Consider the following 15,517-nt stretch of genomic DNA (forward strand, 5'->3'; position numbering starts at 1 on the left):
ACGCAGGTAGTACGGAGCGGGTAAACCGGCAGGACGCCGGTTTAGCCGCGACGGGGCAGGGACGCCCCGTCGCGGCGGCCCGCTTCGTGCTGCCGGAGTGAGGGCACACCGAGCCTAGGCGAGGTGCCGAGTGGTGGGGCAAGAGCGTTTTGCTTACTTTTGCGCTGTTCAAAAGTGAGCCGCCGTAAGGGCGGAACCCATAGCGGCCCTGACCGCAACAACGGATATACACCCCATTTCACGCACCAAGGAATTTCAACCCCATGACCACCAAGCTCTCCGACCTGCCACTAATCCGTGGCCAACAACTGGAAATCCGCCCCAACCGCCACCTGAGCCTCACCCATCACGTGGGCACCACCCAACCCGATACGGTAGTGTTCTTCTGCCACGGCGCCGGCGGCAACAAGGACCAATGGCGCCACCAATGGCAAGCCCTGAAAACAGAAGGCTACAGCCTGGTCGCCTGGGACCTCCTGGGCCACGGCGACAGCGCAAAACCACGCAACGCTGAGGCCTACGCCTGGCCCGAACTGGTCGCCGACTACCTTGAGATCCTCAAACGCTACGGCGGCCCCCGCAACCTCATCGTTGCCCACTCCTTCGGTACCGGCTTGACCCTGAGCGCCTTGCTGAACAAACCCGCGATCCCTGTCGAAGCCCTATTGCTGCTGGGCACCCGACTCCACAGCATCAGCAGAAGTGGCGGCCTGATGCGCCTGCCCGCGTGGATCCTGGAACGGCTGCGGCCACTGCTGGCCAAGGGCTTCCGCCAGGCTGCGTGGAACGCCAAGGCCGACCCCGCCCTGGTCGCCTACGAAGAAAAACTCACCGAGCGCAACCCCTTGTATATGTTCAAGGCCCTGATGAAAAACGTCCAATGGCCAGACGCCGATGCACTGCTCACCCTGACCTTGCCCATAAGCATACAAGCCGGTGACACCGATGGCCTGACCCCCGCCAGCGGCGGCGAAGCCCTAGCGCGGCATCTGCCCAATGCCCGGTTCCAACTGCTGGCCGAGTGTGGCCATCAACTGATGCTGGAGAAACCCGATGAGGTATTGGCCGCCTTCCACCAATTGCAACAGGCTCAAGGGGACGGCAGCTTCCAGCGCTCGCGGTAAAGCGCGTATTGCGCCGCCGGCAATTGCACCAACAGCGGGTTTGCTCGCGGGTCCAGCCAGGCAAACAACGCCTGGATATGCGCCGGGTCCATCGCCGTGCAACCCAACGTCCCCGAACTGACGTTGCGCCAGATGTGCAGGAAAATACACGAGCCACCCTTGGCTGAAGCCGGTGTGTTGTGCTCGACAAAAATCCCCTGGCCGTACAGCTGATCCTTGCGCAACATCCGCTCGGAGCTGGTCCAGTCCTTGGTCACGACCGAGCCGTCGACCAGGGTGTTGTAGTGGCTGGACTGGCTGTCATCCACGCATTCGCGCGTGGCGGTACTGGCGGTGTAAGGCAGCCGGGTGCTGGCGGTGGGGGCGTAGCCGAAGGCGTCACCAAGCCTGAAGATGCCGGCCGGAGCCTTGCCGTCGCCCTCACGTTTGAGGGGCTGCTGGTCAGGGCTGTTCGCGGTAATGCCGGTGCCCCAGGCCATGCCGTTTTTGCCGACCACAATGGCAAACGGTTCACCGACTTTTTGAAAGCCTTGCGCGTGCCGTTCATAGCGCTGTGCCAAGCCCTGAACGGCGTTCCAGCCTGGCGTGGTGACCACCACCAGTTGCCGGCTGTCGTCGGGAATTTGCGCAATCGCCACGCTTGAAAGCAGCGCCAGCAGCACCGCGCAGGTTGTGATAAGTGGGTTCACTGTCGTTCAGTCCTTGAAAGGTAGGGATGCCTCAAACGCTAGTTTTTACCCCGGGTTTTATCAAACTGAAGCTGTGTTGCGATGTTACCGCAGCGGTTCAATAGGGAAGTCCATCGGCTCGGCCCGTACCGGGTTGCGGCTGTAGGTGAAATGCCACCATTCGCCGGCATAGCCGGTAAAGCCTTCCTTGGCCATCGCAGCGCTCAGTCGCTGGCGATTTTGCTGTGCTGTCTGACTGATGCGGGGGCTGCTGGTGTGGGCCATTTCGTCGAAGCAATCAAAACCGGTGCCCATGTCCAGGCCGCCATCGGGCAGGCGACGACCGTAACCGGCGGTGCAATCTACCGCCGGGGTGGTGGCGCTCCAGGCTTGGGCCGGCAGTGCGTCAGCGCCTGTCAGGGTCACGTCAACTGCCGCGCCCCGGGAGTGGTTGGAAACTTTGGCCACATAGCCCAGGCGCCAGAAATCCTGCTTGTTCACCCGGGGGTAGAACTCGGTTTTGGCCGGATCGCCCGGCAGGTTGGCGAAGCGGCCCATGTTCGCCACGGCACGGCTGGGGCGATAGCAGTCGAATACCTTCAGGCCGTAACCCTGCCTGGCCAACTCGGCTTGTACCCGTACCAGTGCCTTTGCCGCGTCGGCCGACAGTACGCATTGCGCTGCGTTGTAGCCATCCAGCGGCGCTCCGGTGAAGTTATGGGGGCTGGCGTAGCGAATGTCCTGGGAGATGCTCGGGTCGAGGCTTCGCAGGTAAACCATGCTGGCCGGCATTGGCGTGTCTGCCATTGCCGGTGCGGCGAGCGCGATGAGGAGCAGGGCGGCAGGGAAAGAATAGGGCATAAAAGGCCGGGCTCGGACGGTGGCTTAAGCGCGCCACACTAGCAATGCCCGGCCCGGGCTGCCAGTACTACGGCACGGCATTGGGCACAAATGCCACGCTGCCAGCGTCACGCTTGTGGAACAGCCGTTCGCCATTGTCCGGCTGGGTACTGATCACCTGATGATCGCTGCCCAGGTAAGCCAGCGGCGTCGGCGCGTCCTTGGTGTATTGGGCGACGATAATCGTACGTCGCGGGTCAAAGTGACGGCCGCTGGTTTTTTCCAGCCAGGCCATGAACGCGGCGCTGTCGCCCTCACGCGGGAAGTCCTGGGTCTCGGCCACGTAGTAAAACGGCGCGCCGTGGTTTTGCAGGTACATCGGTACTTTGTTATCGACTTCCACCATCACCATCTGCCACTCATTCCACGGCGCGCTTTTTACCGCTTGCGCTTGCACATCATCGGCAAAACGGGTCACGCCGCCGTTGCCATTGGTCCATGGATATACCACGCCCAACACCAGCAGCATCACACCTGCGGCGACACCGAACCCTCGGTACCAACCCCGCCCGACAGTGCCTTTGCGGGCGATACGCTCACTCACCCACCACGCCGCCAGCAACTGCGCGAAGGGCACCAGTGGCAGCACGTAGTAACTGCGCCGGCTGCCACTGGCGGTGAAAAATACAAACAACAGGCCCAGGCCCCAGACAAGCCAGCGGGTAGTGGGCGGGGTGTCGCGCCAGTGCCGCAGCGCCAGCCACAGGCCAAGGATCCAGCACGGGGCCCAGGGCAAGGTGTAGGCCGGCAGGTAGATCAGGTAGGTGTAGATCGGACCCATATGGTCGAACGGGTCGAAAAAGCGCACCACGTTTTCCCTAAACACCAGTTCCAGGCCGCTTTCACCATAGGTCGGCGCGCCGTAGAGGTGGGACAGTACAAACGGAATCGCGTAGAACGCCAAGGCGATGATCACGGCCAGTACCAGCCGCAGGTTCAGGTGGCGCTTGTAGCGATGCTCGCTGAGCAGGTGCGGCAGCAGTACCAGGCCCGGCAGCACAAAGCCGATCAAGCCCTTGAACAGCGAGGTCGTCGCCAGCAACAGGAAGAACACCGTGTAGCGCCCAAGCCGTGTGTCGTCCGGCCCGCGCCAATACCACCAGACGGCCGCCAGCACGCCGCACACGGTCAGCACATCGGCCGTGGCCACGCGGGCCCAGAAGATGAAGTAGAAGGTGGTGGCGAGCATCCAGCCGGCAATCAGGCCGGTGCCCTTGCGAAACAGGCGCTCACCGATCAGGTACACCAGCCAGATACTCAGCCACGCCGAGACCACCGACGACAGGCGCAGCGACCACGGGCCCAGGCCGCCCATCAGGTTGGCAAAGCCGGTGATCAGCCAGTACGACGGCAGCGGTTTGTCGTAGTACGGGGTGCCCTTGAGGTACGGGTCGAAGTAGTCGCCGCTTTGCAGCATTTGCAGGGTGATGTTGGCCCAGCGGGTTTCCGGGCCCCACAGGTCACGGGCGCCCAGGCCCAGCAGCAGGATCAGGGCAGACACGCCGAGGAGTAACAGCAGGGCGCCGCGTTCGGTTTTCCAGAAGGTCATGGAGCAGTTCCGAGGTGGGATGAGGGTTAAATGGGTCACCCCACATTAGTGCTGCTGTGTTACGGCATTGGCGGGTAGATGATGATCTCCAGGTCGCCCTTGTAATAACGCTTGCCGCCCAGCGGCAACTGCCCGGCTTCGCGCATTTCACTGGTGCTCCTGACCCGCATCAGTACGCCCACCGAACCTTGCTGGCGCGCCTGCTTGAGCCAGGCCTGAACGCCGTCCAGGCTGACCTTGCGGTGCATCGAATCGGCGTATTGCAGGCCGTAGCGCAGTTCGCCTTCGGTGTCGTACAGCGCCACTTCGGGCCGGCGCAGGCGCCATGACAGTGCCGAGGCCGAGCCCAATTCGTTGCTCAACAAAGCGTGGGTCTGTTGCAGCTCGTCAAGGTGTTCGAGCACAAACTGGTCGGGCATCTGGTTGTCTTCGATCAGCGCCGGCATGCCCGCGGGCAGCAGCGCCACCAACAGGCCAATGCCCAGAGCGGGCATTGCCCACAGGGCCAGCGGGCGGAACGCTTGCAGCAGGTTGGCGAGCAACCAGCCCATCAGTACGATGAACGTCAGGGACAGGTTGAACATCTCACTGTGGCTGTTGCCGTACAGCGGCCTGGCGATTTGCAGATAGATCAGCGTCACCATCGCCGTCACGCCGATGCCCAGGTTGAGCAGGCCGTTGAAGCGCAGTGTGCGGGTACGGGCATTGGCCAGCAGGTCGACCAGCGCATGGCCCATCAGCAACGCCAGGGGCAGCAGGCACGGCATGATGTAGGTCGGCAACTTGCCGTTGCTCAGGCTGAAGAAACCCAGGGGCAGCAGCAGCCACAGGGCGAGGAAGACAATGGCGGGTTGGCCCTTGTCCTTCCAGGTCTTGCACAGCGTGGCCGGCAGCAGCGCCGCCCACGGCAGGCACGACACCACCATCAGCGGCAGGTAGAACCACCAGGGCCGCGCATGTTGGGCATTGTCGGCGGCAAACCGGCGAATGTGTTCATGCCAGAAAAAGAACCGCCAGTAGTCCGGCTCCTGCAGATGGATGGTCAGCACCCAGGGCAGGCACACCACCGCCGCCACCAGTATCGCCAGCGGCCCGTAGCGCAACAGTTCCCCCAGGCGGCGTTGCCAGAGCATGTAGGGCAGGGCGATCAACACCGGCAGCAACCAGGCGAGGAAGCCCTTGGTCATGAAACCCATGCCGCAGGCCACGCCCAGCAATGTCCAGCTGGCGAGCCGGGCGCGAGGGTTGGTACTGTCGAGGGCAAACCACAGCGCCACCAGGCTCAGGTTGACCCACAGGGTGAATTGCGGGTCCAGGTTGGAGTACCCGGCTTGCCCGGCCACCAGGCCAAAGCTCATATAGAGCAGGGCGCAGGCGAAACTCTTGCGTGGGTCGTTCCACAGCCGGCGGGCTATCAGGTAGGCGAGCACAATGCTCAGGCCGGTGGCCAGGGCCGAGGCGATGCGTACGCCGAACAGGTTTTGACCAAACACCGCCTGGCCCAGCGCGATCATCCAGTAGCCGGCGGCGGGTTTTTCGAAATAGCGCACGCCCATGAAGTGCGGCGATACCCAGTTGCCGCTCATGATCATTTCCTGGCTGATCTGGGCGTAGCGGGTTTCGTCGGGAATCCACAGGCCGTGCAGGCCCAGCGGCAACAGATAGAACATCACGAATGCCAGCAGCAGTACGGGCAAAGGTTTAAGGCGAGTCATGATTATTGCACTCTCAAGCGGTGTTGACGGCAGATCGGCGCGAGCGCCGTATCAGCCATGCGCGAGGGGTGGAACGGGAGGGTGGTTGGATAGGCGTGCGGCACAGAGCGTTATTCCTTAAACAGTCTGTTAGTCGGCAAAAAAACTGAAGGTCCATGAGCGCCAGTCCAGCGCGGCAAACGCGCAGCGTCTAATAAGTCAATACTCACTGTCATATTGTTAGCGTGTGCAAAGTCAGCGAGCTAAGTGCTTATAAAAAATGCACGTTAAATATATTTAATGTGCCATGGGCTGGCTGTCTTTTTGCTGAACAAACTTGAACAAATAAATGTGAAAAAGTGTTCTAGAGTTGTTTGAGTGCCGCGGCCCAGTCCTGGCTGTTCATAATGCCCAGGGCCTTGAACTTGCCATTGGGCAGCAGCTTTACAAACAACGCGCTGCCGTACTCGGCGTGAGCGGCGTGTTCATAACCCAGCGTCTGCTCAAAGTCGCTGATGCAGGCACTGTGGGTGACTACCAGCAAATTGCGATCAGGCTGTTTATGGGGAAGGATTTCCTCGGCGATCGCATGGCCGCAGATAGCCAGTGGGCCGGGTGACAATTGGGCCTTGCCGAACATGAACAATGACGTCTGTGCGGTACGGGTGGTGGGGCTGCTCATGACGTCGGTATTTTCCATGCCTAGGGTCTGGAAGGCTTTGCCGGTGGCAGTCGCCGTTTGCGAACCGATAACCGTCAGGCCATCTGCCGGGCCCAGGCATGGGTTGGTGGAGCGATCGCAACGTTCCTCGTGACGCACCAGCACCACCAGGTCACCGTTGCGCCAGGCTTCCACGGCGCCGGAGGTGAGCAGGCGATGGCCTACGCCCAGGTCCAAGGGCGAGCGAGGCCACCAGATAAACGCGCTCACTGCCAGGCTGACCAGCACCATGCAGGCCAGGCCAAGCCATAGCTTGTTCAACTGCTTTACATAAGCCCAGCGCGAACGGGACTTGCTCAGAGTCAGGTCAACCACACTATTCACCATTGATAACTTCCAGGCGTAATCCGGTAACTGGCAGCGGCAAGTTAGACAGGGCGCAAAGAGACAAGCGCGTATGCAGGAATATGCAAAAGCGTGTCACAGGCGCGCTGTCTTTTTGCTGAACATACCGATGTTAAAAATTGTTCACTTGCACTATTCGGCGTTTGAAATAACCACGCTGTTAGCGCCTTATGCACGGCAATTTAAAGTGCTGCAGGTGGCGGCCGAGTGAAATCAATGTGAAAAATTTGCGGGTGGTCATTGGGGCGCTCCTTTTGCCCATGGTTGTGACATAAAAATGTGACAACCGTTATTCTCAGCCTCAGTCCAGAAGCCGGTGGGGAATGGTGATGCTGCAGGTACACGGTGTATTTAAAAGCTACGGCACGCCGCTGGGGCCGTTACCCGTGCTTGCGGGTGTCGACCTGTACCTGGGCAAGCGTAGCAGCCTGGCGCTGATGGGCGAGTCCGGTAGCGGAAAAAGTACCTTGCTGCATCTGGTGGCGGGCCTCGACCGGGTCGACCGTGGCAGCATCCAGGTCGGCGAACAGCGGCTGGACCAGATGGGCGAAGCTCAGTTGGCCCACTGGCGCCGCACCGAGATCGGCCTGGTGTTCCAGCAATTCAACCTGATCGGCAGCCTGCGGGTTGAAGACAACCTGGCGTTCCAGGCGCGCCTGGCCGGGCGCCTCGATCCGGCTTGGCAAGCGCAGCTAGTGGAGCGCCTGGGCCTGGGTGACTTACTCAAGCGTTACCCCGAACAACTGTCCGGCGGCCAGCAGCAACGCGTGGCCGTAGGGCGAGCCCTGGCATCCCGGCCCGGTTTGCTGCTGGCGGACGAACCCACCGGCAACCTCGACGAAGCCACCAGCGACGAAGTGCTGCAACTGCTGCTGGACCTGCTGCGCGACAGCCCCACCAGTTTGTTGATGGTCACCCACAGCCCGCGTATCGCCGCGCGCCTGGACCAGCAGGTAGTGTTGCACGGCGGCCAGGTACTTGCCGCGCATGGGCGCTGAAATGCGTATTTTCTATTGGACACTGCGCGCCCTGTTCAGCCATTGGCGCCGCCACCCTGTGCAGTTTTTCAGCGTGCTTACCGGCTTGTGGCTGGCCACCGCGCTGTTGACCGGCGTGCAAGCCCTCAACAGCCAGGCGCGCGACAGCTATGCCCGGGCCAGCCAACTGATCGGCGGTGAACCCCAGGCCAGCCTCAGTGCACCGGACGGTGCCAGTTTCCCTCAGGCGCTGTTTGCCGAGTTGCGGCGTGCGGGTTGGCCGGTGTCGCCAGTGGTGCAAGGCCGCGTGATACTCAAGGGGCATGAAGACCAGCGCCTGCAAGTGATGGGCATCGACCCGGTGTCATTGCCTGGCGGTGGCGCAGTTGCCGGGCAGACCCTCGACCGGGCGCAGATGGTCGCGTTCTTCAACCCGCCGGGGCGCACCTGGATCGCGCCGCAGACCTTGCAGGCGCTGGGCCTGAAGGAGGGCGACCAGCCGCTGACGGCCAGTGGCCTGGCCCTGCCGCCCCTGCATGCTCAAGCAGACATGGCCCCCGGTGTGTTGCTGACGGATATCGGCTTTGCCCAGCCGCTGCTGGACATGCCTCAACGCCTCTCGCGGTTGTTGCTGGACAAGGCTTTCGCCGCCGCGCATCGCGCCTTGCCGCCGGAACTGGGCGCGCAATTGCAGCTCAAGCAGGCCGAGGAAAACAACCTCGCACGCCTCACCGAAAGCTTTCACCTGAACCTCGATGCATTAGGCTTTTTGTCCTTTGTGGTGGGACTGTTTATCGTGCACGCCGCCATCGGCCTGGCCCTGGAGCAACGGCGTGGCCTGCTGCGAACCTTGCGTGCGTGCGGGGTCAGCGCGCGGATGCTGATCCTCAGCCTGGCGGTCGAACTCGGTGGCCTGGCCGTGCTCGGTGGCCTGGCCGGTGTCGCCAGTGGGTACGTGCTGGCCAGCCTGCTGCTACCGGATGTGGCGGCGAGTTTACGCGGCCTGTATGGCGCCGAAGTGCCCGGCCAATTGAGCCTCAGCCCGCTGTGGTGGCTCAGTGGTTTGGGCCTGGGTTTGCTCGGTGCCGTGCTTGCCGGGGCCAGCAGCTTGTGGCGAGCGGCGCGTTTGCCGTTGTTGGCGCTGGCCAATGCCCAGGCTTGGCACCACGCCCATGGGCGCTGGCTGCGACGCCAGGGCTGGGTGGCCGGCGCGGCCTTATTGATCGCGCTGCTGGCGCTGGTGTTCGGCGATAGCCTGGCCAGCGGTTTTGTATTGATGGCCGCCTTGTTGCTGGGCGCTGCATTGAGCTTGCCGGTGGTGCTCAATGGTGTGCTCAAGGCGGTATTGGGGCGCAGCCGTTCGGTGCTGGGGCAATGGTTTCTCGCCGATTGCCGCCAGCAATTGCCGGCCCTGAGCCTGGCGCTGATGGCGTTGCTGCTGGCGTTGGCCGCCAACATCGGCGCGGGTTCGATGACCTCGGGCTTTCGCCACACCTTCAATAATTGGCTGGAACAACGCCTGACGGCCGAGCTGTACCTCAACCCGCAAAACCCGGCCCAGGCCGAGGCCTTGCAAACCTGGCTGGCACAGCAACCGCTGGTGCAGACGGTGCTGCCTACCTGGCAGGTCGCGGTGCAGTTGCAAGGTTGGCCGGCTGACCTGTTTGGCGTGGTTGACGACCCGACCTATCGCCAGCATTGGCCGTTGCTGGAAGCGGCGGCGGATCCATGGGGCCAGTTGCTGCAAGACGACACCCTGATGCTCAGTGAGCAAATGGCGCGCAGGCTCAAGGTGCGGTTGGGCGATGTCATCAACATCCCCACGCCCCAGGGCCCGTGGTCGCCCAAGGTCGTGGGGGTTTACGCCGACTACGGCAACCCCAAGGGCCATCTGCTGGTGAATTCGCGACACCTGTTGCAGCACTGGCCGGGGTTGTCGCCGGCACGTTTCAACCTGCGAGTGTTGCCGGGTGATGTGCCGCCACTGGTGCGTGAAGTGCAGGGCCGGTTTGCCCTGGAAGAAAGCCGCATCGTCGACCAGCAGCAACTCAAGGGTTGGTCGAGCCAGGTCTTCGAACGGACGTTTGCCGCCACCGCCGCCCTCAACAGCCTGACCCTGGGCGTTGCCGGTGTGGCGTTGTTCATCAGCCTGCTGACCCAGAGTCAAAGCCGCCTCGGCCAGTTGGCACCGTTGTGGGCGCTGGGCGTCACACGCCGCCAACTGATGCTGCTCAACCTTGGCCAAACCTGGCTGCTGGCGGTGCTGACCCTGGTGCTGGCGCTACCGTTGGGCTTGCTGCTGGCTTGGTGCCTGGATGTGGTGATCAACGTCCAGGCCTTTGGCTGGCGCCTGCCGTTGCAGGTGTTCCCATGGCAACTGGTGCAACTGTTGGGCCTGGCAATGTTCGCCACGTTGCTTGCGTCGGCCTGGCCCTTGTGGCAGCTGTACCGCAGCCGCCCGACGGATTTGCTGAGGACCTTCGCCAATGAAGATTAAGTACCTGCTGTGGGCGACGTTCCTGCTGCTGGGCGCGTGCGACAAACCCTCGGCACCTGAAGAGAGTTTCGCCGGGCTGGGCAGCCAGGCGGCGGACTTTGCCCAAGTGGTGCCTGGCAAGGTCTTCAGCTTCCCCGAGGACCACGGGCCCCATGACGGCTATCGCATCGAATGGTGGTACCTCACAGCCAACCTCAAGGACGCCGAGGGCAATGCCTACGGCGTGCAATGGACGCTGTTTCGCAACGCGCTCAAGGCTGGGCCCACACAACCTGGCTGGCACGATTCGACCATCTGGCTGGGCCACGCCGCCGTCACCTCGGCCACCCACCATTACGCCACCGAACGCTATGCCCGCGGCGGCGTGGGGCAGGCAGGCGCCCAGGCGGTGCCGTTCACTGCCTGGATCGATGACTGGAATTTCGCCAGCCGCCCCGGTGCCGCCAACCCTCTGGCGGACGTGCAACTTGTGGCTGGCGGGAAGCATTTCAACTACGACCTGCACCTGACCTCCAGCCGCCCGCTGGTGCTCCAGGGTGATAACGGCTACAGCCGCAAATCCGACCAGGGCCAGGCGTCGTACTACTACAGCCAACCGTTCTTCCAGGCGGATGGCCGCGTGACTATCGACGGCACAACCTACCAGGTCAGCGGTACCGCCTGGCTCGACCGCGAATGGAGCAGCCAGCCGCTGACCGCCAGCCAGACCGGCTGGGACTGGTTCTCCCTGCACCTGGACGGCGGCGAGCAGTTAATGCTGTTTCGGGTACGACAAAAGGATGGGCCGTCGTACCTCACCGGGACCTGGATCGACAAGGAGGGCCACACGCAGACCTTGCACAACCAGGATATTCAACTGACGCCACTGGGCACCACCGCCATCGATGGGCGCAATATTCCTACCCAGTGGTCGCTGAAAATTCCGGGCAAGCATCTGGATATCACCACACAAGCGCTCAACCCAAAAGCCTGGATGAACCTGAGCATTCCTTACTGGGAAGGGCCGGTAAAATTTCAGGGCGGGGTTGGGTACCTGGAGATGACGGGGTATTGAGCGCACCACACACCACCTCAGTTTGAAATCCCGGTTGCCGGGCATGTTGACGGAAGGCCTCGCATTCATCCGGGCGGTTTGGCCTAAACTTTTGCTGGCGGGATTTGTTGTATTTTCCTACGTGCGAGAAAGAGTTATCTCACAATTTAGTTAAAAAATACTGTACATGCATACAGTATTGGCCTACATTCCATCCCAGGTGACCGGATGTCGCCGATCACCTGAGCTTCAATTTTTTAACTATGGATGGATAAAAAATGAAATCGAAAAAAGCGTTCATGCTTGGAGCTGCCCTCGCGGCCTCCTGCTTCGTATCGGCTTATGCCCTGGCCGAGCAATACCCCGCACACTTGACGCCGCAACCGTTGCAGCAAGCGCTGCAAAAAGCCCTCAAGAGTGGCGGGCACATCACCACGCAGAAAGCGTCGGCTACCTTCCTTGGGAAAATCCAAACCTCGCAGCAGCCGAAGAAGCCGGTGCAGGCAGCCAAGGCCTCAAGCGGGGTTGTGGTCACACAGTCTGTGGAGGCCGATAGCGCCAAGGTCGATGCCAAGGCCGCGGCGGCCGAGGCTTTCACGCCGCTGTGCCAGACGCTCGGCATCAACCAGATGTATAACCTGGACGGTGTGCAAACCAATAATGATGTGTGCTACCACTTCAACGTACCCCAAAAGGCACGGGCGACTGTGATGCTGGTAGGCCAGAGTGCTGCCACCAACATGTCGCTGACCCTGTTCCAGGACGACGGCCAGAACAATATTACCTCCCTCGGGACGTCGGATAACCCAGGCAATGCCAATGAAGTGTTGGCCGGAGTGCTGCCCCCAGGCGACTACTACTGGTTCATGCACGCAAACGCGGCTGACGGTTCGCCGTTCAGTTTCGGCGTTGATATCAACATGGCGATTGACGATTTCGAGCCCAATGACAGTTTCGAAACGGCTTATCAACTGCCCGACACCTTGAACTACGTCACGGGTAACTCCGACACGGCTACCGATGAGGACTACTTTTCCTTCAAGGCCCTGCGCGGGCAGAAAGTCAGTGCCTATTTCGACGGCGTGAAAGAAAGCGATCGGGGCCAGTGGGTTTCCGAGTATTTCGACGGCGTTAAATGGATCGAGATAAACCCGAAGGAGAAAATTACATGGGCATCGCCATCGGTTAATGGCGTGGTGAACGTGCGGGTTCGACCTAACCCGAAGGCGGCCTGGAATGCCACCGCGCGCTACAAGCTGTCTCTGGGCTCCACACCCGAGGTGTTGAGCCACAGTGTGCAAGGTGACAACGTGGTCCGGATCCCGGCCTCGGCCAATGATTACGACCCGTTCATGACCACCCAGGCGACGCGTAACCTGAGCTGGGCAGTGACGTGGGCCGACAGCACCGGTAAACGCCTGATGGGGTTGACGCCTTATCTGCAACTCGACAAGCACGTCAATCGCAATACCTACCTGCCGGTGTATATCCCTTATTACGGTTCAGCGACCGGCGTTTCAGGCGCAGCATCCGGTTCGGTCAACCTGGGCAACTGCTCGGGTGAGGCGACGGTGAGGTACGTGTCATACGAATCAGGTTATAAAAACACTTGGGAGACCAACTACAACTACGCGGTCTGGCGCCTGCGCATCGAGGAGTATCCGGATGTCGGCGTGGGCGGTGCCGGTACCCCGGTCAGCATGGCTCATATCTGCAGCCAGCGCCTGATCTCAAGTGAACGGTAAAGGTGCTGATCAACCCGCCACTTAATCCGTAACACCGGCGCCAGCTCTTTGAGTTGGCGCCTTTTACTGCCTATAACCGCGCCCGCAGCAACCCCTCAAATTCCGCCTGAAGCCTGGCCTCATCGCAATGCGCCACATTAAACCGCATAAAATCCCGCAACCCCGGCTCATACCCAAACAACGCCCCCGGCGCCAACACCATCGCGCGTTTTAAACCGGCCTCAGCCAACTGCTCACCGTTAACCCCCGCCGGCAATCGTGCCCAGATAAACATCCCCCCCTCATACCCCATCGGCAACTCACACCCACACCGTCGCAGCCATTGCTCAACCCGCCCCCCTGCCTCCAGCAGCCGCTGAACCATGCGCTTGCGATGCCTGGCATACCCGCCCTCACTCAGCAGCCGATACACAATCTGCTCAAACAATTCCGATGTAATCCCGCCGCTCATCAGTTTCATATTGGTCAAGTTTGCCGCCAACTGCGGCGCCGCCACCACATAACTGACCCGCGCATTCGCCGTCAGCACCTTCGAAAATCCCGACAGATATGTCACCTGCTCCAACCCCGCCAAAGTCGCCAAACGCGGCGGCGGGTTAGGGTGCAAATCCCCGTAAAGATCATCCTCAACGATATGGCAGTGATACTCCCGGGCCAGTTGCAACAACCGAAACGCCTGGCTCGGACTGAACGAATGCCCGGTCGGGTTATGCAGCACACTGGTGGTCAGATACAGGCTGGGACGATGGTGCGCGAACAACTGTTCAAGCGCGACAAAATCAAAACCATCAGGCCGCCGGGCGATCGTCACCACCTTGACCCCATGCAAAGCCAGGTTGGCGTGGAAGTTGAAATAACACGGCGCATCCAGCAACACCGTGTCCCCAGGCCGCGCCAGCAGGCGCATCAGCATGTCCAGCCCCTGCACCGTGTTAGGCGTGGTGATGATCTGCTCCACCGGCACCGACAAGCCTTCACCGTGCAGTTTCTGTTGCAGAGCCTGGCGCAATGGCAGCAGGCCCGCCGGGGTGCCCAGCCCGGCGATACGCAGCGTGGGAGCGCGCACCGCGCTGCGCATCGCCTGGCGCAACACGTCGCAGTCCAGCCAGTCTTCCGGCAGGTGGCCACCGCCGGGGCGCAGGTCGCCCTGGGCCGTGGACAATGGGCGGCGCAGCACACTGAGCAAGTCCTGGGGCAGTAAGTCGACCCAGGTGCTGGAGGACACCTGCACCTGGCTGTTGGCAACAAAATGCCCACGGCCCTGGCTGGAGGTCAGCAGGTGACGCCCACGCAGGCGGTCCAGCGCTTCGTTAACGGTAAATTTTCCGACGCCAAGCAAGGCTCCCAACTCACGCACCGACGGCAGTTTGCTACCAGCGGCCAACTCGCCTTGCTCAATCGCGTGAGCCAGGGCGTCGACGATCTGCTGCACCTTCGGCGCTTGGTCATGAAAGTGAATCGCGGGGATGGGCATCGCACTGTCCTTAGGTTTGCCGCCAACTTTACCGGTAAAGTCTGCGCATATATCCACAGAGTTTACCTGCCTCTGGCGCGAGGTGCGCCCTAGACTGCACGCCTTACTTCCTGCTGTGAATCCAACACCATGGCCACCGCGCTGACGCTGTCTTCGTTTTTGTACTTCCTGCTGTTGTGCACCACCCTGGCATTCAGCCCCGGCCCCATGACCTTGTTGCTGTTAAGCCTCGGCCTCAAAGACGGCCTGCGCCGCTCCTTGCCGGCGCAGTTCGGAGCGAGTGTTTCGTACCTGGTCTCTATCCTGATCTTTGCCGTGGGCTTTTCCGAACTGATCAAGGACTACCCGCTGATCACCCGGATCATCCAGGTGGTGGGCGTCGCGTACATCCTTTACCTGGCCTACAAGCAATGGACCAGCAGCGGGGTGACGATTACTACCCATGATGCAACCCCGGAAAATGCCCGCAGCCTGTTCGGCAAGGGCCTGCTCACCGGGTTGTCGAATCCCAAGGCGATCATCCTGTTCAGCGCGGTATTCCCGCAGTTTGCCGCCATCGGCCAGGGCAGCGCCGCCGCCGACATTGCGATCCTCGGCCTGACCTTCCTGCTGCTGCAATTTGCCAGCGGTTGCCTGTATTGCTATTTCGGCCAGCGCATCAAGCACGTGCTGGAAAACCCCCGGCGCCGGGTGCTGCTGCAACGGGCCACGGCGGTGCTGCTGCTGGGCGTGGCGTTGATGCTGGCGCGGGGCTTTTCCAGCTGAAGGCCAGCTTATGAGCGGTAGTGGC

General features: G+C 61.6%; 12 protein-coding genes. 6 read left to right on the top strand and 6 right to left on the bottom strand.

From position 1 onward, the window contains the following. Positions 1-263: 263 nt before the first annotated feature. Entirely contained in the window at positions 264-1,124 is an 861-nt protein-coding gene (locus tag ACZRN6_RS29060; RefSeq protein WP_464009442.1) for an alpha/beta fold hydrolase, read from the top strand. On the opposite strand, the gene ACZRN6_RS29065 is transcribed toward ACZRN6_RS29060, so the two are convergent. The 5 genes from ACZRN6_RS29065 to pmrG all read right to left on the bottom strand — a co-directional run bounded on the left by ACZRN6_RS29065 (position 1,091) and on the right by pmrG (position 6,983). Continuing rightward, positions 1,091-1,813, bottom strand: a complete 723-nt coding sequence (locus tag ACZRN6_RS29065) for a L,D-transpeptidase family protein (RefSeq protein WP_464009443.1) — start codon at positions 1,811-1,813, stop codon at positions 1,091-1,093. The genes ACZRN6_RS29060 and ACZRN6_RS29065 overlap by 34 nt on opposite strands. An 84-nt stretch (positions 1,814-1,897) precedes the next feature. Then, positions 1,898-2,653, bottom strand: coding sequence for a M15 family metallopeptidase (locus tag ACZRN6_RS29070; RefSeq protein WP_464009444.1), 756 nt, complete (start codon positions 2,651-2,653; stop codon positions 1,898-1,900). A gap of 67 nt (positions 2,654-2,720) precedes the next feature. Beyond that, positions 2,721-4,241 carry an ArnT family glycosyltransferase gene (locus ACZRN6_RS29075; protein ID WP_464009445.1) on the bottom strand — a complete coding sequence of 507 codons (1,521 nt, stop codon included), beginning with the start codon at positions 4,239-4,241 and terminating at the stop codon, positions 2,721-2,723. Positions 4,242-4,300: 59 nt separating this feature from the next. Beyond that, positions 4,301-5,956 carry a lipid IV(A) 4-amino-4-deoxy-L-arabinosyltransferase gene (arnT, locus tag ACZRN6_RS29080; protein WP_464009446.1) on the bottom strand — a complete coding sequence of 552 codons (1,656 nt, stop codon included), beginning with the start codon at positions 5,954-5,956 and terminating at the stop codon, positions 4,301-4,303. Positions 5,957-6,299: 343 nt separating this feature from the next. Next, positions 6,300-6,983 (bottom strand): lipopolysaccharide core heptose(II)-phosphate phosphatase PmrG, encoded by a 684-nt coding sequence (gene pmrG, locus ACZRN6_RS29085; RefSeq protein ID WP_322146035.1) that lies wholly within the window; start codon positions 6,981-6,983, stop codon positions 6,300-6,302. A 347-nt stretch (positions 6,984-7,330) separates the two neighbouring features. On the opposite strand from pmrG, the gene ACZRN6_RS29090 reads away from it, so the two are divergent. The 4 genes from ACZRN6_RS29090 to ACZRN6_RS29105 all read left to right on the top strand — a co-directional run bounded on the left by ACZRN6_RS29090 (position 7,331) and on the right by ACZRN6_RS29105 (position 13,253). Beyond that, on the top strand, positions 7,331-7,999 hold the full coding sequence (locus ACZRN6_RS29090; protein ID WP_464009447.1) for an ABC transporter ATP-binding protein: 669 nt from the start codon (positions 7,331-7,333) through the stop codon (positions 7,997-7,999). 1 nt (position 8,000) lies between these two features. Continuing rightward, positions 8,001-10,475: an ABC transporter permease gene (locus ACZRN6_RS29095; protein WP_464009448.1), complete on the top strand. Its 2,475-nt coding sequence runs from the start codon at positions 8,001-8,003 to the stop codon at positions 10,473-10,475. Continuing rightward, positions 10,465-11,529 carry a lipocalin-like domain-containing protein gene (locus ACZRN6_RS29100; protein WP_464009449.1) on the top strand — a complete coding sequence of 355 codons (1,065 nt, stop codon included), beginning with the start codon at positions 10,465-10,467 and terminating at the stop codon, positions 11,527-11,529. Before ACZRN6_RS29095 ends, ACZRN6_RS29100 begins: the two co-directional genes overlap by 11 nt. Before the next feature lie 257 nt (positions 11,530-11,786). After that, the gene (locus ACZRN6_RS29105; RefSeq protein ID WP_464009450.1) at positions 11,787-13,253 is read left to right on the top strand and encodes a hypothetical protein; all 1,467 of its coding nucleotides are present in this window, start codon (positions 11,787-11,789) and stop codon (positions 13,251-13,253) included. A 70-nt stretch (positions 13,254-13,323) separates the two neighbouring features. On the opposite strand, the gene ACZRN6_RS29110 is transcribed toward ACZRN6_RS29105, so the two are convergent. Next, positions 13,324-14,727 carry an aminotransferase-like domain-containing protein gene (locus ACZRN6_RS29110; RefSeq protein ID WP_464009451.1) on the bottom strand — a complete coding sequence of 468 codons (1,404 nt, stop codon included), beginning with the start codon at positions 14,725-14,727 and terminating at the stop codon, positions 13,324-13,326. A gap of 129 nt (positions 14,728-14,856) precedes the next feature. Between ACZRN6_RS29110 and ACZRN6_RS29115 the strand changes: the two genes are divergently transcribed. After that, on the top strand, positions 14,857-15,492 hold the full coding sequence (locus ACZRN6_RS29115) for a LysE family translocator (RefSeq protein WP_464009452.1): 636 nt from the start codon (positions 14,857-14,859) through the stop codon (positions 15,490-15,492). Positions 15,493-15,517: the final 25 nt, after the last annotated feature.

Source organism: Pseudomonas sp. A125, assembly GCF_055409485.1.